This window comes from Paratissierella segnis, assembly GCF_014385195.1.
Lineage (GTDB): Bacteria > Bacillota > Clostridia > Tissierellales > Tissierellaceae > Paratissierella > Paratissierella segnis.
On the sequence record NZ_JACRTG010000018.1, the window covers coordinates 209193 to 228895 of the forward strand.

Below are 19703 nucleotides of genomic sequence, written 5' to 3' on the forward strand. Positions count from 1 at the left end.
AATAATGGGAAAAAAATTTAAAAATTTTAAAATTGGAACTAAAATCACTTGTGGTTTTCTGATTGTAGCGGTGATTGCCGGTGTGGTTGGTGCTATAGGTATCATAAATCTTAATCGTATTGACGGCTCGTATAGTATTGCATATACGGATTCCGTATTAGCGCTTAAAAGCTTGGAAGGAGTAAGCACCTATTTTCAAAAGGTACGAGCTGACCTTTTTGAAATGGCTTTGGCTGATGAGGTAAAGGATAAACAGGCCGTCGGTGAAACTTTGGAGCTTCATAGAGGTACTATAGACGAAAATTTGGACAATTATAGAGCATTTCTTGATAAATACAATCCTGAGGAAGTAGATCAGGAACTGAAGTTGCTTGCTGCACTGGATAATTCCATAGAATCGTTTGATGTAGGATACCAAGAATATAAGAGCATTGTCATGGTTCCGGAACGCTATGTGGAAGCTCATCGAATGTTACAAAACGGCGGCGGGATGTATACTCTGAGCGATTCCATGGAAAAGAGTATTAACGACCTGATGAAATATAACGAGGATTATGCAATTTTACAGATTAAGAACAACGGAGAGCGTGCAGCCTCTGCCGATGTTGTCATGATAGTTGGTGTTGTAGCCAGTGTAATTTTGGCAGTGGTAACGGGTTTATTTATCTCACGAGGTATTTCAAAACCAATCAAACGTATAGTGGATGCTGCCAACAAACTAACTCAAGGGGATTTTGATATCAATATTGAAGTTACCTCAAATGATGAACTTGGTATTCTAACCCAGTCTTTCCGACAAATGGCGGATACATTGACATCAGTTGTAACCGATCTATCATCAGGCTTAAGCGAATTTGCCAATGGCAACTTTGCGATTGACAGTCAAGCAATTGAATATTATGTAGGTGGGTATTCACCAATACTATCTTCAATGCGCAAGATGAGGGATACTCTTAGCGAAACGTTAAGATCTATCAATGTGGCTGCTGAACAGGTAGCTACAGGTTCAGACCAAGTTTCAAGTGGAGCACAGGCATTGGCAAGCGGTTCAACCGAGCAGGCCGCTTCGGTAGAGGAGCTTGCTGCCTCTGCTGAAAAAATCGCACAGAAGGCAATGGAAAATTCATCCATCGTCGAAGCTGCGTCTAAATCCATACAGAAGGCTGGTGCAGGTGTAAATGCAGGAAACGAGCATATGGAACAACTTACACGAGCTATGACTGAAATCGGTTCAGCTTCCGATCAGATTGCCAATATTACGAAGGTCATTGAAGAAATTGCCTTCCAGACCAATATCTTAGCTTTAAATGCTGCCATTGAAGCCGCCCGTGCAGGAAATGCCGGAAAGGGTTTTGCAGTTGTAGCAGATGAAGTTAGAAACCTTGCTGCAAAATCGGGCGAAGCTGCCAAGCAAACTGCGGAACTGATTCAAAATTCCGTCGATACCGTGGCAAAGGGTACGGAAATCACCGGTCAAACAGGGCAGATATTGAAAGATGTAAGCACGAGCGCCACCGAGGTAATCGAAAGTTTTGGAATAATTGAAGAGTCTATTGGGGAGCAGAACAGTGCTATTGAGCAGATTAAGCTGGGACTTTCTCAGATTTCCTCTGTTGTACAGACTAATGCAGCTACCGCTGAAGAAAACTCTGCTACTAGCGAAGAAATGTCAGCACAAGCTGCTATGCTACACGAGGAGGTTAGAAAATTTAAACTGTCATCCGATAAGGCTCAGGATGAGGTCTCGACTATCCCTCTGTTAAAAGAACTGCCATCTGAAAACCCATTGTCTGAAGACGAATTTAGTTTGGGGAAATATTGATATCTAAAAAATATTTATATGAAGTTATCTTTAAATATAAACATACTCAGGAATTAAAGGTGAGTCTCATAGCTCACCTTCTTTATCTTATTAAATATAGGAGAAGATGAAGATATGGTAACTATAACAGAAAATGAGTTCCGACAATTTGCAGATTATATAAAATCCAACTACGGAATTTACTTCAAAAGCGAAAAAAAGGTCTTAATTGAGGGCAGGCTCGGTCAGGTATTGTCAAATATGAATGTTGACAGCTTTACAGCGTATATGGATTATGTTAAAGCCGATAAAACCGGACAAGCTCTATCCGTTATGCTGGATAGAATCACAACAAACCATACTTTTTTCATGAGAGAAGCTGAACATTTTTATTATTTCAGAGATATGGTGCTACCATATTTGAAAAAAACGATAAGATCTCATGACCTGAGAATCTGGAGTGCGGCATGTTCTACAGGGGAAGAACCTTATACATTAGCGATGATTACTGATGAATTCTTTGGGCAGGATAAGACAGGGTGGGATACGAAAATTCTTGCCACTGATATCTCCCAAGGGGTGCTTGCCTCTGCAAAGGCTGGAATTTATGACAGTGAAAATATATTAGACCTGCCTGAGAACTGGATACGGAAGTATTTCAAAGAACAAGATGATGGACGATATATTTTGTCCGATAAAATCAGGAATGAGGTAATTTTCTGCAGGCTCAATCTGATAGACCCTGTATTCCCGTTTAAAAGAAAAATGCATGTCATTTTCTGTCGTAATGTTATGATTTATTTCGACAACGAGACCAGAGATAAGCTGATTGAGCACCTCTATGATATTACCGAGCCCGGAGGTTTTCTGTTTATCGGACAATCGGAAAACCTGAACCGTGCTCGAACAAAATACAAGTATGTAATGCCTGCCGTCTACAGAAAGGAGTAGGGTTTATGGATAAACGAAGAAAAATCCGGGTTCTGGTAGTTGATGACAGCTTACTGTTCCGTGAAATGCTTGTAAAAATTCTCTCCTCAGACCCGCAGATTGAGGTGGTGGCTGTTGCCGCCGATCCATTTGAAGCAAGGGATAAAATTATAGAGGTTCTTCCCGATGTGCTTACCTGTGATGTGGAAATGCCTAAAATGAACGGAATTGAATTTGTACGCTGGTTATTGCCTCAGCATTTTTTTCCGGTTGTCATGGTCAGCTCGGTTGATAAGACTGTTTTTGAAGCAATGAGTGCAGGTGCAGTAGACTTTGTAGTGAAGCCCGGTACCCAGTCATCAAAAGCTGTCATGGAGTTCGCTGAAGATCTTGTTCAAAAAATAAAGACAGCTGCTGGGGCAAAGCCCACACTGCAAAAACACGAAGAATCTTTTGCAAATGTTTCTGGGAATATAGCGCAGGATACAGACAGGATTGTCGCTATAGGAGCCTCTACCGGTGGGACCGAAGCGATTTACAGTATACTCAGATACCTACCTCCCACTATTCCGGGGATTGTGATTGTGCAGCATATCCCTCCTGTATTTTCAAAGATGTTTGCGGAGCGGATGGATAATCAAACCGAATTATGTGTCAAGGAGGCTGAAACCGGAGATTTCGTGGATCAAGGTACAGTGCTGATTGCTCCTGGTGATAGACATATGAGAATTAAAAAAATTGGGTGGAGGTATCAGGTTGAGTGTTTTCGTGGAGAGAAGGTTAACGGGCATTGCCCATCTGTGGATGTTTTGTTTGATTCAGTGGCAAAGGAAGCCGGCAGCAGCGCCATTGGAATACAACTGACCGGAATGGGGTATGACGGAGCAAAAGGGCTCCTTGCCATACGACGCAAAGGTGGCAGAACCATCGGACAGGATGAAGCCTCATCAATTGTATATGGAATGCCTAGGGTTGCATTTGATATGGGTGGTGTAGAAATACAGGAAGCGCTTAAAAACATTCCTCAGGTGCTGTTTAATCTGTTAGGTAGGTGATTAAATGGAACTTGTAGTGGGCATGGGAAAATATATTATATCCAACAAGGAAGATGATATTATTAGGACCTTTGCCTTGGCCTCATGTGTGGCGGTGACTGTTTACAGTGCGGAGAAAAAGGCGGCAGGTATGATTCATGTGGTACTTCCTTCATTGCTACACAGCAGGGATATCGTGGAACGTCCGGGGTATTTTGCCGTAACAGGTGTACCTCTTCTTATAAATGCTATTTGCCAGAAATACGGTTGCTGCAAAGAAGAACTCTATATCCAGATGTTCGGCGGGGCGGATTCTATAAACGGTCAGGATGTATACAAAGTAGGTATGAAGAACATCCATGCTGTTAAGCTCTCATTGTTAAACATGGGATTGACGATTCAAAAAGCCGATTTGCGCGGGAATGAAAGCAGGAGTCTCGAAATGAATGTGAAAACCGGAGTGGTTAAGGTTTTTCGCCAATCGATATAGCTTGAGTTCTACCTTACAATTGTGATTACAAATGCTGCTATCTTCAATGGTTTAAACTCAAGTTTCTTTATATAGACTTTTATAAAATAATAGTATATAATGATTATTAGAGTTTATAAGCCAAAAATGGATGTATCTGAAGGGGGAATTTTAATGAATGCTATGACACAAGACAACTTAAGATCAGCTTTTGGTGGTGAAAGTCAAGCTCATATGAGGTATAGGATTTGGTCACAAAAAGCAGAGAAAGATGGTTTCCCAAATGTAGCAAGACTTTTTATGGCAACATCGGATGCCGAGCAAGTACATGCTACATTACATTTCAAAGCTTTAAAAGACATAAGCGGTGATTTTCCAGTGCTTTCAGGTGGTGTGTTTGGATTAGGAAGTACATCTGAAAACCTACAAGGCGGGATTGACGGAGAAATGTATGAAGTAACTCAAATGTACCCTGCATACATAGCGGTAGCTGAAATGCAAGGAGAAAAAGCTGCAATTCAAGCCATGAAATATGCAGTCCAAGCGGAACAAGTCCATGCAGACTTGTATACCAAAGCTAAAGAGTTGGTAGATGCTGGTAAAGATTTAGAAGCAGAGCATATATATATGTGTCCTGTATGTGGATTTATTTCATTAACCGGAGAAGAGGATAGATGTCCTTTATGTAATGCTAAAAAAGAAATATTTAAAGTATATTAATAAGACGCTAATTGGCGTCTTATTTTTTAGGAAAACAATTTCCTTTAAATAGGTTATAATGGATGTATTTTAAGCATATTAAGAGTAGAGGAGGGAAACTGGCACATGATTTTTGAAACCATTTTTTTATCCTTGTTTATAGGAAAAATAAAAAAGGGTAAAATCAAAAATATCGGTACTTTATATATTAGAGGCTGGCAGTTTATACTTCTTAGTTTCATTATCAATATAATCTCTTTATTAATAATTATTAAAACACAAAGCGATATTTCTATTTTTTTAGATACATACTTTTTTATTATTCATATTATAATATATTTATTATTAATAATTGGATTACTATTTAATTATAAGGAACAAGGTCTTTTTATTGTTTCTATAGGTACAATTTTAAACTTTTTACCTTTATTATTAAATAATGGGAAGATGCCTGTTTCCTCAAATGGGTTGCTTAAATCAAAATTATATGGGGAGCTTGTTCTATTGGAGAATAATCAAATATTGACCCATTCCTTGATGAATAATGATACAAAATTGAAATTATTATGTGATATAATACCATTATCAAAACCTTATCCGTTTCCTAAGGTTATAAGCATTGGTGATATTTTAATAAGTATTGGAGTCTTTATATTATTATATAATTATATGACTATAGAAAATAATAACTAAATGGGAGGAATTTAAATGATAAAAGAAGATGTTGTATTACAAAATGAAACAGGTTTACACGCAAGGCCAGCATCCATTTTTGTGAAGGAAGCATCAAAGTTCAAATCTGAAATTAAGTTATTTAAGGATGAAAAGGAGTATAACGCTAAAAGTATAATGGGGCTATTGAGCATGGGAGCAGCAAAAGGCGAGAAGATAACAATTCAGGCTAACGGAGAAGATGAAGAAACTGCCGTTAAAACGTTAGTTGAATTAGTAAATAATTTAAAAGACTAGGAGGGTTCAAATGAAAGGCATAGGTACTTCTTCAGGTATTGGCATTGGAAAAGTATTCTTATTTAAAGAACCTGAATTAAAAATAATAAAAAAAGATATTGAAAATCCGGGTTTAGAAATTCAAAGATTTGAAAATGCCTTAAAAGATACCAAAAAAGAGATAGACAAACTTCATGAATTGAGTCTAAAAAATATAGGTGAAAAGGAAGCAGAAATTTTTATTGCTCATAGCATGATGCTTGAAGATCCGGAATTTATTGCCGGGGTAAAAGACAAAATCGAAAATGAAAAATTAAACTCTGAATATGCAGTGAATGAAGTAGTAAATTTTTATGTCTCATTATTTGAAGATATTGAAGATGAGTATTTAAAGGCCAGAGCTGTAGACTTACAAGATGTATCTAAACGATTATTAAGAGTTTTGATGGGGATTAAATCCGCCGATCTCACTATAATAGATGAGAAATCAATTATAGTTGCAGAAGACTTAACTCCTTCTGATACAGCACAGATGAATAAAGATATGGTAGTCGGTATAGTAACGGAATTAGGAGGAAGAACCTCCCATACATCAATTATTGCAAGAACTTTAGAAATACCGGCTATTTCAGGAGTTAAAGATGCAACAAAGACCCTAAAGCATGGGGACTATATAATTATAAATGGTGATAACGGGGAAATAATTATAAATCCTTCCTCGGATGAAATAAAAAAATATGAAGAAAAAGCTATTGAACTTGCAGATTTTAGGAAAAAATTACTTACTATGAAGGATAGAGAGTCAATATCAAAAGACGGGCATAAAGTTGAAATAGCAGGAAATATAGGTACTCCAAAGGATATAGACAAAGTAATTGAAAATGGTGGCGAAGGAGTTGGACTTTACAGGACTGAGTTCCTTTATATGGATAGAGATAGGTTACCCAGTGAAGAGGAACAATTTGAATTATATAAAATTGTTGCACAGAAATTAGGGACAAGACCATTGGTAATCAGAACTCTGGACGTAGGCGGAGACAAAGAATTACCTTATCTAAGTCTACCAAAGGAAATGAATCCTTTCTTGGGGTATAGAGCTATCCGACTTTGTCTTGACAGACAAGACATATTCAGAACCCAGCTCAGAGCAATATTAAGAGCAAGCAGCTTTGGAAATATCAAAATAATGTTCCCGATGATATCCAATATAAAAGAGATTAGAGATGCAAAGGCAATAATTGAGGAAGTAAAGGAAGAATTAAGGAAGGAAAATATACCATTTGATGAAGATATTGAAATAGGTATAATGGTAGAGATTCCTGCTGCAGCAATACATTCTAGGATATTTGCAAAGGAAGTAGATTTCTTTAGTATAGGAACCAATGATTTAATCCAATATACTTTGGCAGTAGATAGAGGTAATCAAGATATTGCATATCTATACAACCAATACCATCCGGCAGTATTGAATCTTATTAGGATGACTATAGAAAACGGTCATAAAGAAGGCATATGGGTTGGAATGTGCGGTGAAGCAGCCGGAGATAAAAAGTTGTTGCCTGTGCTGTTAGCAATGGGACTTGATGAGTTCAGCATGAGCGCATCATCTATGTTAAGAGCCAGATATGATTTACAGAACTATTCGAAAGAAGAAGTTCAAAAACATCTCGACACATTGTTAAGTTTACCAACAGCAGAAGATGTAGAAAAGTATATAGATGAAAATATTATAAAATAATTATTAAAAGAGAAAGAGGAGATTCTTATATTAAGGAATCTCCTTTTTTAACCCTTTATTACTAATATGTCTTAACAAAGAGGACAATTATGTAATTTAATTTAGTTGTTTAATACTTGACCTTAGAATAAGATTATATTGAGAGAAATATTAAATATATAAGGGGGTTTTATGATGGAAAGGGCAGAAGGTGGTTTTAAGGCAAAAGTTCAAAAATTCGGCTCTAATCTTAGCGGTATGGTTATGCCAAACATCGGTGCTTTTATTGCTTGGGGAATTATAACGGCTTTATTCATACCCACTGGCTGGATACCAAATGAAAAATTTGGTTCGTTGGTTGATCCAATGATAGGTTATTTACTTCCGCTATTGATTGCGTACACAGGAGGAAAAATAGTACACGGCGATAGAGGAGGGGTTGTTGGCGCTACAGCGACTATGGGTGTTATCGTAGGAGCATCAGTTCCTATGTTTCTGGGTGCCATGCTTGTAGGCCCACTAGGCGGATTTTTGATGAAAAAGATTGATAAAGTATTAGAGGGTAAGATAAAATCCGGGTTTGAAATGCTTGTAAACAACTTTTCAGCAGGAATTTTAGCAGCTGTACTTGCACTTATTTCCTATGTAATAATAGGTCCATTGGTCCTGGCATTGAATAATGTATTAGCAGCTGGAGTTGGAGCTATCATAAACATGGGTATATTACCATTAGCTCATATATTTATAGAGCCTGCAAAAGTGCTGTTTTTAAACAATGCAATTAATCATGGAATACTGGGACCATTGGGTATAGAGCAAGTTGCCGAGGCTGGGAAATCGATTTTATTCATGCTGGAGACAAATCCGGGACCTGGTCTTGGAATATTGCTTGCCTATATGTTGTTTGGGAAAGGAACATCAAAAAATACTGCTTACGGTTCAGCTATTATTCATTTTTTAGGTGGAATTCATGAAATTTACTTCCCATATATTTTGATGAAACCTTCATTAATACTTGCAGCAATGGCTGGTGGAGCTTCAGGTACATTGATATTTAGTATCTTTAAGTCAGGGCTTGTTGCTACTCCATCACCGGGGAGTATATTTGCATATTTGGCTATGACTCCAAGGGGAGGATATATAGGAGTATTGCTGGGAGTTCTAGTGTCAACTATTGTATCTTTCTTGGTTGCATCAGCAATCTTAAAGGTAGCTAAAGAGCCTAATGATGATATTTCAACTGCTGTTAATAAAATGGAAGAAATGAAGGGCAAGAAGAGTTCAGTTTCTCATACATTGAGGGATGAAGAGAAATCATATAAAAATGTTAAAAAGATAATATTTGCATGTGATGCTGGAATGGGCTCAAGTGCTATGGGAGCTTCATTATTAAGGAAAAAGATTACTGAAGCAGGTTTGGATGTTGAAGTCATTAATAAATCAATAAACGATATTCCGGATGATGCAGATATTATTATCACCCATAAGGATCTGACTCAAAGGGCAAGGGCAAAGAATAATAATGCTATCCATTTATCAGTTGATAATTTCCTTGGAAGTCCGGTTTATGATGAGATAGTTGAAAAGCTGACTAAGAATTAGATTCTTTTATAAAGACCCGAAAGATGACCCAAAAAGTGGAGACCCTTCGAAAGCAGTGCTTATACTGTCCGTCTCACCCTTAGACTACAAAGGGTACACGGCAGGACGACCCAAGGGTCGATTGTGAATTGTGAATTGAATAAAGGGGTGCTGTGAAATGTATTTAACCAACAGGGAAAAATCTATATTGGAAATACTGTTACGTTCCCAGCACCTCTTTATGCCTATTAAGGATATATCAAAGGTATTGGGAGTCAGTATAAAAACTATTCAGAGAGAATTAAAAAATGTTGAATTAACATTAAAAAAATTTGGCTTAGATTTAGAGAGAGCTACCGGTAAGGGGATAAGAATAAATGGCAGTGACAAAGATGTTGAAAGATTCAAGAGCTTATTAAATAATGTGCATAATTATGAATTAAATCAAGAGGAACGGGTTATCATCATATTTTATAGATTGATGACCAGTAAATATCCACTTAAAGTAAACAATCTTTCTAAGGAATTGTCCATATCAAACACTACTATAATTCAAGATTTGACTTTTTTTGAAGAGAAAATTTTACAATTACCAATCAAACTAATCAGAAAGCGAGGCTATGGTATTGAACTAGTTGGGAGGGAAAGGGATAAGCGGTTATCATTTATCAATTTGCTGATGACCAGAATCGAGAAAAGCTCTCTCTATTCCTTGAAAGATGATGAATTTGTATTCTTTAATGAAAATGACAAAGTATTGGAGATTATGGATAGTAAATTGATTTTAACAATAGAAAGAATTTTGGAGAAAGCATTGCCAAATTTACCATTTGTACTTACCGATTACTCAAAATTGGAAATATTACTGTACCTATCTCTTTCGGTAAAAAGAATACAGATGAATAATTATATAAAACAAGAACCAACAAAAGATTCTGCACTTTATCCTGAATACAAAACTTCATTTATTATCCACAATTATATATCCCAATTAATATCTATGGATATTCCTAAGGGAGAAGTAAGTTTTTTTGCCGAATATCTTAAGGGCTCCAAGAGAATTGGACAATTTGACATAAATGAAAAATTGGATATAAATTTACTTGCAATGGAGCTAATTGATCTTATTTCTAAACATACCGGGTACCAATTTAAACAGGATAAAAGGTTTATGGACGGACTTATATCTCATTTAGAACCCTTATTCAACAGAGTTAAAAATGGAATTTTTGTATATAACCCTATAAAGGATGAAATAAAAAAAGACTATTTTATATTATTTAATGTATTGGAAGGCATATTAAAATACAAATTTCCCAATCTGAACTTTAGCGAAGATGAGATTGGATTTTTGACTATACACTTTGCCTCGGCAATTCCAACATTGAAACAAATGCCTAAGATATCAACATTGGTTGTTTGCACAAATGGAATTGGGGCATCCAGAATGTTATCTAAAAGATTATTGGATAATTTTCCTCAGCTTTCAATAATTGAAGAGAGTTCAATAAAAGAATTATCCAAGCAAGACGTAGATAATTTTGATATTATAATTTCTACCGTAGGGATATATAATGCCAATTTTGATTATATTCTTGTAAATCCAATGCTTGGAGCTGAAGATATAATCAGCATTGAAAATGTTATAAATAATAAGCTCATTAATGTGACTAAAGAAAATATTAAGATTACCAATGAAGAATCTACAAATTTGTTAGAAAAAGTTGATTTTATTGATTCGATGAATTCAACTATAAATCAAATATTAAAGGGATTTGAACTAAAAAAGATATCAACTGATACATTGGAAGGTGTGTTGGATATTATAGAGGAGGATCTAAAAGAAAATTCAATTTGCAATGAAGGACAGATCAAAAGCTTAATATTGGAAAAAGAAAGCAATATTGGAAGCGGAATCCCGGATTCAGATTTAGTGCTTCTTCACTGTAGGAGTGACAATATATATCAAACAGTATTTAAAATCTATAGAAATGATAAAGAGATTCAAGTAAAAGGTATGGATTCAAATTTGCAGAATGTGAAAACGTTTTTGTTCCTAATAACTGAAGAAAATTTAAACAAATATCAACTGGATATCATAAGCAGCATTAGCATAAGCCTTTTGGAGTCCGGAAATATCAATACCTTTTCAAATTCTTCTAAGGATGAAATAGATAAATTGTTAGAGAATATATTGAATTTAACATACATTGAGTTATTAAACAATATAAGGGGGTAGTTATGTTGCTGCGAGAAGGAAACATTTTATTGAATCAACATTTTAACAGTAAAGATGAAGCAATTAAAAAAGTAGGGGAACTATTAGTAAGTGGCAATTATGTCAAAGAAGCTTATATAGAAAAAATGTTAGAAAGAGAAAATATAAGTACAACTTATATAGGCAACAATATAGCTATTCCTCATGGCACAAGCGGGTCTCAAAATGAAATTCTTAAATCGGGAATTAGTATCGTTCAAATACCTGAAGGAGTAAGCTTCGGCGATGATGTAGCGAAAGTAGTAATAGGTATTGCAGGTAAGGGCAATACCCACTTAGGGTTGCTTTCAAATATCGCTGTTATTTGTTCCGATATGGAAAATGTAGATAAAATCGTTAACGCAAAAACAAAACAGGAAATATTGAAATTGTTTGGAGCGATGGATTTATGAAAGCATTGATCTTCGGAGCGGGTAATATAGGAAGGGGATTTATAGGGCAGATTCTAAAAGTTAATTGCTATGATCTAATATTTGCAGACATAAGCGATAAGATAATCGATGAAATAAATCTTAAAAGAGAATATAATGTATATTTTGCAAGTAACGATGAAAAATCCATTAGAATATCGGATGTAATTGGTATTCACAATTTAAAAGATATGGAAAGATTAAAAGAAGCTATTCGGATAGCTGACTTAATTACAACATCAGTTGGACCAAATATTTTGCCCATAATAGCCAAAACCATATCAGATGGAATTAAAGAAAGACTTAGTAAAGAAAATATAGAATTTTTCAACATAATGGCATGTGAAAATGCAATAGGTGCCACAGATACTTTAAAGAAAAATCTATATTTGCATTTAGACGAGGAAGAAAAGGTAAAAGCAGAAAAATATATAGGCTTTCCGAATTCAGCAGTAGATAGAATTGTACCTATTCAAAAGAATGAGAATATACTTGATGTAACAGTAGAGCCATATCATGAATGGGTAGTAGAAGCCGATAAATTTAGAGGAAATTTTAAACCTATAAAAGGGGTGGAGTATAAAAAGGACTTAAAGCCCTATATAGAAAGGAAGCTATTTACAGTAAATACAGGACATGCAACCACAGCATATATAGGAAACGCATTTGGATACAAAACAATAATAGAAGCAATGGATGATGAAAAGATAGAAGAAATGGTACTAGGAGTTTTAAAAGAAACATCAGAATATTTAATAGAGAGTTTTAAATTTGGAGAAGAAGAACAAAGAAAATATGTAGATACCATAATAAATAGATTTAAAAATCCTCATATATCAGATGACATAATAAGAGTAGCAAGGGCACCAATAAGAAAGATATCAGCAAATGAAAGATTTATATATCCAGCACAACAATTGATTAAAATGGGAAAAATACCATATAATTTAGCAAAAGCAATATCATATATATTAAAATATATAAATCCGGAGGATAAAGAAAGCATAGAACTCAATGATTACCTTAAAGAAAACAATATATCAAAGACTTTGAAGAAATACTCCGGATTAGAAGAAGACTCAATATTGACAGAACTGGTCGAAGAAAGCTACTATAATTTAGAAAAATCCCCATCTAACATACGAATGTAATTAATAATAAAACCTCATGTAATTTTTAAAATAGAACCTATAAAATGGACAGTAAAAAATAACCGCTTTTTTATGAGACCACTGAAAAATATTAGATTGTTTTCTAGACTTATAATCTAAGTAATAAAAATTAAATCGAACTAGTGATATTTTTCTTCACTAGTTCGGTTTTTGGAATATATCATATTAATTCGAATCATCTTCTATTATTTCCTTCAGTAAATTTAGTTTCTCTCTTGCCTTAGGGTATTTAGATATTATTTCATTGTTCTCTACAACAGATATTTGTTTTTCACAGTATTCAATTTCATCTTCTAGAATACCACTATTTACTTTCACAGGAAAATCCTTTTTTATTGATTCATCTATTTCAGTAAGAATCTCTCTTTGTGATTTTTGGTTTTACCTTGCTTTGAGTATGAGTGGAATCCACAATGATTGATTTGCTCTTTATTATACCTTTTTCTAATGCTATTTCTACAGTCTTTTCTTTGCTTTTTAAACTTTGTTAAAGAACTTGAATTGATAACGTCTTCCCCTGACGCCATATTAAGCAAATATTTAAAAGACATGGATTCTTGCTATATTTCCTCCTTATGAATAAGATACACAATTAAATTTTAATATCAAAGTGGTTTTATAAATGCCTTTGACATAGGGATTGCTTTATTTTTTATGAGGTTTTATTAATTTATATGAAAAAATATAATCACACTAAAATAGAAAAGGTATTGACATAGAATCCAAATATTGATAATATAGATTTATTGAATTTCTTATGGGAATTTAAACCGTGTATTTAATATAAAGTGAAAGCGCATTCATTTACAATTATATAATTCTACAAAATTAAGTTCATAAGCTCGTGAGTTTAGGAGTTCAACAGTTTGTTTATAAAACTAGCAACTAGTTTTTATTTTTTAAGTATATTCATATTATAACATTATAATATGAGTAGCATCAAAGCAATGTGTAAATGATTTCATGATGTTAAATCTCAGATAATTATAATAAAATTCATATTATAAGGTTATATAATGATAATGAAAGTAGTTAAGGTACCAAAAATAATAAAAATTTATGGAATACGAGGTGTGTGTGATTGTCTAATTATATTATTAGGAGAACAGCATTAGCTATAATAACATTCTTTGGTATTACAATGCTAGTCTATTTCATGTCAACTTTAGCTCCAGGCTCACCATTGGATGCTTTATTAGCAGATCCTGGAATGACTAAGGAAGAGGTAGTAAGACGTTCAGCTGAACTAGGGTTGGATAAGCCTGTATACATTCAATATTTTAAGTGGCTAAATGAATTGTTACATGGAAATATGGGATATTCATATACGTCCTATAGACCAGTTGTTGATGTTGTAACTGAAAGAATAGCAGCAACATTGGTACTAACAGTTTCAGCAATTGTTTTATCCTATATTATTGGAATTCCTTTAGGGATTATTTCTTCGTTAAAACCATATTCTATACTTGATTATATTATGTCAACATTGGCATTCATCATGTCTGGGGTACCAGGATTTTTTTTAGGAATGATGTTGATTTATATTTTTTCAGTTAAGTTAAAAATACTCCCTTTTGGTGGAATGTACGATGCAAGTGGAGCTACTGATTTATTAGTATTAATTAAACATTTAGTTTTACCAACATTTGCAATAGCTATACCGGAAATAGGTAAAGTTATGAGACATGTCAGAAGCAATATGTTAGAAGTACTTACTGAAGATTATGTTAAAACAGCTAGAGCTAAAGGCGTGAAAGAATGGGGAGTAATTATCATTCATGCATTTAGAAACACGCTTATTCCTATTATAACAATTTTTAGTGGTTCATTTCCGTTTATGATTGGTGGTTCAGTTGTTGTAGAGAGAGTTTTTGGGTGGCCTGGTTTGGGGACTTTAATGATTAATTCAATCACATCAAGAGATTATCCAATTATTATGGGAATTTCTGTTATAGTAGCAATTGTTGTCCTGGCAACAAATCTATTAGTAGATATTCTATATGCGTATTTGGACCCACGTATTACATACAATTAGGAGGGTAACTATGATGGTAAATAATAAAAACGATAACATTTATAGTTCATCTAAAAAGCAGTCATATTTTCGAGATGTTGCAAAAAGATTTGTTAATCACAAACTAGCGATTATCGGGTTAATTATTCTGACATTATTAATATTGATAGTTACTTTTCTACCAATGACTATGAAATTGGATCCGTATACCATTGGGAGAGAATTACCATATTCTGGGCCTACAAAAGGATTGGTGTTAGGAGTAGATAATGCAGGACGTGATAATTTTTCTAGATTAATTTACGGCGGTAGGGTGTCCTTATTGGTAGGACTTCTTTCAACAGGTATAAGCGTTCTTATTGGTATTCCACTTGGTATTGTTGCTGGTTATTATGGAAAAACCATTGATGCTATTATCATGAGAATTGCTGATATTTTTATTTCTTTTCCATCTATTATATTGATCCTAGTGTTAGTTTCAATTATAGGTCCGTCCATGTGGTCAATTATAGTAATTATTGGCATCATGGGCTGGCCTGAATTTGCAAGATTGATAAGGGGTAATGTACTATCCGTTCGTGAAAAGGAGTACGTAGAATCTGCGAAGGCAATCGGCGTTAAAGATTCAGAAATAATTTTAAAATATATATTGCCGAATTCAGTAGCGCCAATCATTGTAGCTGCAACATTTCGAGTAGCTGGAGCAATCTTACAAGAATCAAGTTTGAGCTTCTTAGGGATGGGTGTTCAACCACCACAGGCTTCTTGGGGTAATATGTTATACGGTGCACAATCACTGACAGTTTTGACTACTAAACAATGGGCATGGATCCCACCGGGATTAATGCTTGTTATAACAATCTGTTGCGTTAATTTTATAGGAGATGGATTAAGAGATGCTTTAGATCCTAGAATGAAAATATAATGTTTTTTGTAATTAAACGGTTAGAAACCGATTTAATAAATAAACTAAAAGGAAAAGGATGGTTTAATATGAAAAAGTTGAAAAAAAGTTCAATTTGCTTGCTCTTAGTTTTATTAATCGTTGGTAGTCTTAGTGCATGTGGTAAGAAAGAAGAATTACCAGAGTCAAATACTTCAACTGATTCTATACCTCAAGGAAATGAAGTACATAAGGATGTAATAACAATTGGTATAGACAATGAACCGAATAGTTATCACCCTTATAATGCAACATCTACATCTGGTGATAAAGTTTTTGATTTTATTTATGATCGCCTTGTATATACAAGTTTTGATGGTTCATTTTCGCCAAGGCTGGCAGATAGTTGGGAATCTTCAGATGATGGAAAAATAATTAAATTTCACTTAAATCCTAATGTTAAATGGCATGATGGTGAACCTTTTACAGCACAAGACATGGTATTTGCTGCTCATGTAGGAACTGCACCAGAATCTACTGTTACTAGAAGAAGTTATTTTTCTGCATTGGATGGTACGGATGATTCCGGCGTATGTAATGATTTTGAAAAATTAGGAGTGGTTGCAGTTGATGACCACACATTAGAATATCATTTTAAAAATCCAATGGCAGAATCTACATTTTTAAGTATTGATGCGCAAAGATATTATCCAATACCATATCATATTTTGAAGGATGTTCCTATGTCGGAAATGGAAAAAAGTGAGTATTGGCAACATCCAATAGGAACGGGTGCATTTATTTTTGATAATATGATTTCTGGAGAAAGTATAACAGTCCTAGCGAACAAAGATTACTTTTTAGGTACTCCTAATGTAGAACGAGTAGTATTTAAACCAATGTCTACAGCGAATTATTCAGCTGCATTGATGAGTGGAGAATTGGATTGCGTAATTGATGATGTTCCATTATCAGATTTGTCTTTATTGGAATCAACACCTGGGATTGTTGCAGAATCCCGACCTTCCATGAAATACACTTATATGACAATAAATTGTGAAAAAGAATATTTTAAAGATGTGCGTGTACGAAAAGCATTTAGTATGGCAATAAATCGTAGTGAAATTATTAACCAGGGCCTTTATGGAAACGGTATTCTTGCCGTAAGTCCATTAAATCCTGATAATCCATATTTTAATAAGGATATAGCGGTTGACCCATATAATCCCAATGAAGCTAAAAAATTACTGGAAGAAGCGGGATGGGATTTTGATAGAGAAATTACATTTGTTAGTTACAACACTAATGTTGCAAGAGAAGCAGCAACATTAATTATACAGCAGAATTTAGCAGACATAGGTGTAAAGGTAAAAATACAGATGGTTGACTGGCCAACTTTAATTGTAATGGCTAGAGAAGGACAGAGTGATTTATCTATTTTAGGTGGTGCAGGTTCCCTTGATCCAGATGATTCACGTGTTTTAATGCAACCTAATGGTGCACAGAATTTCTGTAATTTTACTGATTCAAGATACTATGAATTAGCTCAAAGAGGAAGAAATGCACTTACTACGGAAGAAAAAATGGAAATTTATAAAGAATATCAACAATTGTTATATGATGAACCTACCTATATATGGCTATATCATGATAATGCAGCTCCTGTTTATAAGGATACAATCCAAAATATACCTGCAGACGATTTTATACATCTAAATTTTAAAGCTCATGAATGGACATTTACAGAATAGTTATAAATATTTAAAGCATAAATTTACATGAGGAGGGGGATTATGGAACCGTTATTAGAAGTAAAAGGATTAACAACAAGTATAAAAACAAAGCAAGGATACAATAATGCAGTTGAAGATGTAAGTTTTGCAATTGATCGTGGTGAGATATTAAGTATAGTTGGAGAATCAGGATGTGGTAAAAGTTTGACAGCACATTCTATCCTGCGTTTAATTACCTCTCCTCCTGTTTATATTACTAAAGGTGAGATTTTTTATGAAGGTAGAGATTTGTTAAAATTGAATAAACATGAGATGAGAAATATCAGGGGCAATAAAATTTCTATGATTTTTCAGGAACCGATGACTTCCTTAAATCCTGTTTACACTGTTGGCAAACAGATTACAGAAGCAATTTTATTACATCAGAATGTAAATAAAAAAGAAGCTAAATTAAAGGCAATTGATATGTTGAAAACAGTCGGTATTCCATCACCGGAGCAAAGAATGAATGAGTTTCCACATCAACTTAGTGGTGGTATGCGACAACGTGTTATGATTTCAATGGCTCTATCATGTCAACCAGAATTATTGATTGCAGATGAGCCAACTACTGCTTTGGATGTTACGATTCAAGCACAGATTTTGTTGGAATTAAAAAAATTACGAAAACAGTTTAATACATCAATAATTCTTATTACCCATGACTTAGGGGTAGTTGCAGATATGGCACAAAATGTACTGGTTATGTATGCTGGCAGGGTAATCGAATATGGTTCTGTTAAAGAAATATTTTCTATGCCAATGCATCCATATACGTCAGGATTGTTACACTCTATACCTAGATTAGATCAAAATGTAAATAAACTACATGTGATAGATGGGGTTGTGCCAGATATAGGAGAGATGCCTAAAGGATGCAGATTTTGGCCAAGATGCGGAAAAGCTATGAGCATATGTCAAGAAAAGCAGCCTGAATTATTTGAATTACAAGAGCACAAGGTCAGATGCTGGTTGTATAAAGGGTAGAGAGGATGATAGAATTGGAAGAGAGGGTTTTATTAGAAGTCAAAGGATTAAAAAAATATTTTCCCATTACTAAAGGATTGTTCAAGAAGACTGTGGGATATGTCAAGGCTGTAGATGGCATCAGCCTTAATATTAAATGTGGCGAAACTTTGGGCTTGGTAGGTGAATCCGGATGTGGTAAATCTACATTAGGTCGAAGTATTATACGGCTTATTGAACCTCTGGAAGGTCAAGTTATTATGGATGGTGTAGACATATTATCATTAAATAAAGATGAGATGAGAAAGCAGAGGGAGAAATTACAAATTATATTTCAAGATCCATTCGCATCACTAAATCCAAGAATGACGGTAGGAGATATAGTTGAAGAACCGTTAAAAGTTCATAAAAAAGGGGCACAAAATGAAAGAAATGAAAAGGTTATAGAATTACTAAAAATGGTAGGATTAAATGAACAAGCCATTGGCAGATATCCCCATCAGTTTTCCGGTGGACAAAGACAAAGAATAGGGATAGCTAGAGCATTGGCATTGAATCCAGAATTGGTTATCTGTGATGAACCGGTTTCAGCACTTGATGTTTCTGTTCGTTCTCAAGTACTTAATTTAATGAATGATTTGAAAGAAAAAATGGGGCTTACTTTTTTATTTATTTCACATGATCTAAGTGTGGTAAAACATATCAGTGATAGGGTTGCTGTTATGTATTTGGGACGCTTAGTAGAAATTGCGGATAAAAATGAAATATATAATATTCCATTTCACCCATATACTGAGGCTTTGATGTCAGCTATTCCAATTCCAGACCCTGAATATAAAAAAGATAGAATTATTTTAAAGGGGGATGTACCAAGTCCGGCTAATCCCCCAAGTGGTTGTTATTTTCATACACGTTGTTTATATGCATCTAAAATTTGTGAAAAAAATCAACCAGAATTAGTAAATTACGGAAACAATCACTATGCTGCTTGTCATAAAGTAGATAGGATCAGAAAGGAGAGATAAAGTG

17 protein-coding genes and 1 pseudogene are annotated in these 19703 nt (G+C 34.5%); 17 read left to right on the plus strand and 1 reads right to left on the minus strand.

From position 1 onward, the window contains the following. Positions 1 to 4: 4 nt before the first annotated feature. The 12 genes from H8707_RS08255 (at position 5) to H8707_RS08310 (ending at position 13018) form a co-directional block, all read left to right on the plus strand. Positions 5 to 1822 carry a methyl-accepting chemotaxis protein gene (locus H8707_RS08255; RefSeq protein WP_262429665.1) on the plus strand — a complete coding sequence of 606 codons (1818 nt, stop codon included), beginning with the start codon at positions 5 to 7 and terminating at the stop codon, positions 1820 to 1822. A 114-nt stretch (positions 1823 to 1936) separates the two neighbouring features. After that, positions 1937 to 2752: a CheR family methyltransferase gene (locus H8707_RS08260; protein WP_262429666.1), complete on the plus strand. Its 816-nt coding sequence runs from the start codon at positions 1937 to 1939 to the stop codon at positions 2750 to 2752. 5 nt (positions 2753 to 2757) lie between these two features. Continuing rightward, complete coding sequence (locus tag H8707_RS08265; RefSeq protein ID WP_262429667.1) at positions 2758 to 3786, plus strand: protein-glutamate methylesterase/protein-glutamine glutaminase; 1029 nt, start codon at positions 2758 to 2760, stop codon at positions 3784 to 3786. A 4-nt stretch (positions 3787 to 3790) separates the two neighbouring features. Next, positions 3791 to 4255 (plus strand): chemotaxis protein CheD, encoded by a 465-nt coding sequence (locus H8707_RS08270; RefSeq protein ID WP_262429668.1) that lies wholly within the window; start codon positions 3791 to 3793, stop codon positions 4253 to 4255. Between the two features lie 153 nt (positions 4256 to 4408). Beyond that, positions 4409 to 4954, plus strand: a complete 546-nt coding sequence (locus H8707_RS08275) for a rubrerythrin family protein (protein WP_262429669.1) — start codon at positions 4409 to 4411, stop codon at positions 4952 to 4954. 105 nt (positions 4955 to 5059) lie between these two features. Further along, positions 5060 to 5626 carry a DUF5317 domain-containing protein gene (locus H8707_RS08280; protein WP_262429670.1) on the plus strand — a complete coding sequence of 189 codons (567 nt, stop codon included), beginning with the start codon at positions 5060 to 5062 and terminating at the stop codon, positions 5624 to 5626. A gap of 15 nt (positions 5627 to 5641) precedes the next feature. Beyond that, positions 5642 to 5902, plus strand: coding sequence for an HPr family phosphocarrier protein (locus H8707_RS08285; RefSeq protein WP_262429671.1), 261 nt, complete (start codon positions 5642 to 5644; stop codon positions 5900 to 5902). Between the two features lie 10 nt (positions 5903 to 5912). After that, on the plus strand, positions 5913 to 7619 hold the full coding sequence (gene ptsP, locus H8707_RS08290; RefSeq protein WP_262429672.1) for a phosphoenolpyruvate--protein phosphotransferase: 1707 nt from the start codon (positions 5913 to 5915) through the stop codon (positions 7617 to 7619). 174 nt (positions 7620 to 7793) lie between these two features. Next, positions 7794 to 9200 carry a PTS mannitol transporter subunit IICB gene (locus H8707_RS08295; RefSeq protein WP_262429673.1) on the plus strand — a complete coding sequence of 469 codons (1407 nt, stop codon included), beginning with the start codon at positions 7794 to 7796 and terminating at the stop codon, positions 9198 to 9200. A gap of 157 nt (positions 9201 to 9357) precedes the next feature. Continuing rightward, positions 9358 to 11418 (plus strand): BglG family transcription antiterminator, encoded by a 2061-nt coding sequence (locus tag H8707_RS08300; RefSeq protein ID WP_262429674.1) that lies wholly within the window; start codon positions 9358 to 9360, stop codon positions 11416 to 11418. Between the two features lie 2 nt (positions 11419 to 11420). Continuing rightward, positions 11421 to 11849 carry a PTS sugar transporter subunit IIA gene (locus H8707_RS08305; protein ID WP_262429675.1) on the plus strand — a complete coding sequence of 143 codons (429 nt, stop codon included), beginning with the start codon at positions 11421 to 11423 and terminating at the stop codon, positions 11847 to 11849. Further along, a complete protein-coding gene (locus tag H8707_RS08310) occupies positions 11846 to 13018 on the plus strand; it encodes a mannitol-1-phosphate 5-dehydrogenase (protein ID WP_262429676.1) in 1173 nt (390 codons plus the stop codon). The genes H8707_RS08305 and H8707_RS08310 overlap by 4 nt, the downstream gene beginning before the upstream one ends. A gap of 195 nt (positions 13019 to 13213) precedes the next feature. Here H8707_RS08310 and H8707_RS08315 read toward each other — a convergent pair. Beyond that, positions 13214 to 13590, minus strand: a pseudogene (locus H8707_RS08315) (IS5/IS1182 family transposase); the annotation flags it as partial. A gap of 530 nt (positions 13591 to 14120) precedes the next feature. Between H8707_RS08315 and H8707_RS08320 the strand changes: the two are divergent. The 5 genes from H8707_RS08320 (at position 14121) to H8707_RS08340 (ending at position 19699) form a co-directional block, all read left to right on the plus strand. Continuing rightward, complete coding sequence (locus tag H8707_RS08320) at positions 14121 to 15074, plus strand: ABC transporter permease (protein ID WP_262429677.1); 954 nt, start codon at positions 14121 to 14123, stop codon at positions 15072 to 15074. A 10-nt stretch (positions 15075 to 15084) separates the two neighbouring features. Beyond that, complete coding sequence (gene opp4C / locus H8707_RS08325) at positions 15085 to 15978, plus strand: oligopeptide ABC transporter permease (RefSeq protein WP_262429678.1); 894 nt, start codon at positions 15085 to 15087, stop codon at positions 15976 to 15978. A 68-nt stretch (positions 15979 to 16046) separates the two neighbouring features. Beyond that, entirely contained in the window at positions 16047 to 17687 is a 1641-nt protein-coding gene (locus tag H8707_RS08330) for an ABC transporter substrate-binding protein (protein WP_262429679.1), read from the plus strand. A gap of 42 nt (positions 17688 to 17729) precedes the next feature. Continuing rightward, positions 17730 to 18695, plus strand: a complete 966-nt coding sequence (locus tag H8707_RS08335; protein WP_262429680.1) for an ABC transporter ATP-binding protein — start codon at positions 17730 to 17732, stop codon at positions 18693 to 18695. A 5-nt stretch (positions 18696 to 18700) separates the two neighbouring features. Then, on the plus strand, positions 18701 to 19699 hold the full coding sequence (locus H8707_RS08340; protein ID WP_262429681.1) for an ABC transporter ATP-binding protein: 999 nt from the start codon (positions 18701 to 18703) through the stop codon (positions 19697 to 19699). Positions 19700 to 19703 lie beyond the last annotated feature (4 nt).

Bases quoted from the DNA above. Each gene is read 5' to 3' on its own strand.
- H8707_RS08330 (WP_262429679.1), top strand. From the start codon at position 16,047: ATGAAAAAGTTGAAAAAAAGTTCAATTTGCTTGCTCTTAGTTTTATTA.
- H8707_RS08310 (WP_262429676.1), top strand. From the start codon at position 11,846: ATGAAAGCATTGATCTTCGGAGCGGGTAATATAGGAAGGGGATTTATA.
- H8707_RS08295 (WP_262429673.1), top strand. From the start codon at position 7,794: ATGGAAAGGGCAGAAGGTGGTTTTAAGGCAAAAGTTCAAAAATTCGGC.
- ptsP (WP_262429672.1), top strand. From the start codon at position 5,913: ATGAAAGGCATAGGTACTTCTTCAGGTATTGGCATTGGAAAAGTATTC.
- H8707_RS08305 (WP_262429675.1), top strand. From the start codon at position 11,421: ATGTTGCTGCGAGAAGGAAACATTTTATTGAATCAACATTTTAACAGT.
- H8707_RS08260 (WP_262429666.1), top strand. From the start codon at position 1,937: ATGGTAACTATAACAGAAAATGAGTTCCGACAATTTGCAGATTATATA.
- H8707_RS08275 (WP_262429669.1), top strand. From the start codon at position 4,409: ATGAATGCTATGACACAAGACAACTTAAGATCAGCTTTTGGTGGTGAA.
- H8707_RS08340 (WP_262429681.1), top strand. From the start codon at position 18,701: ATGATAGAATTGGAAGAGAGGGTTTTATTAGAAGTCAAAGGATTAAAA.
- H8707_RS08285 (WP_262429671.1), top strand. From the start codon at position 5,642: ATGATAAAAGAAGATGTTGTATTACAAAATGAAACAGGTTTACACGCA.
- H8707_RS08335 (WP_262429680.1), top strand. From the start codon at position 17,730: ATGGAACCGTTATTAGAAGTAAAAGGATTAACAACAAGTATAAAAACA.
- H8707_RS08300 (WP_262429674.1), top strand. From the start codon at position 9,358: ATGTATTTAACCAACAGGGAAAAATCTATATTGGAAATACTGTTACGT.
- H8707_RS08280 (WP_262429670.1), top strand. From the start codon at position 5,060: ATGATTTTTGAAACCATTTTTTTATCCTTGTTTATAGGAAAAATAAAA.
- opp4C (WP_262429678.1), top strand. From the start codon at position 15,085: ATGATGGTAAATAATAAAAACGATAACATTTATAGTTCATCTAAAAAG.
- H8707_RS08265 (WP_262429667.1), top strand. From the start codon at position 2,758: ATGGATAAACGAAGAAAAATCCGGGTTCTGGTAGTTGATGACAGCTTA.
- H8707_RS08270 (WP_262429668.1), top strand. From the start codon at position 3,791: ATGGAACTTGTAGTGGGCATGGGAAAATATATTATATCCAACAAGGAA.
- H8707_RS08255 (WP_262429665.1), top strand. From the start codon at position 5: ATGGGAAAAAAATTTAAAAATTTTAAAATTGGAACTAAAATCACTTGT.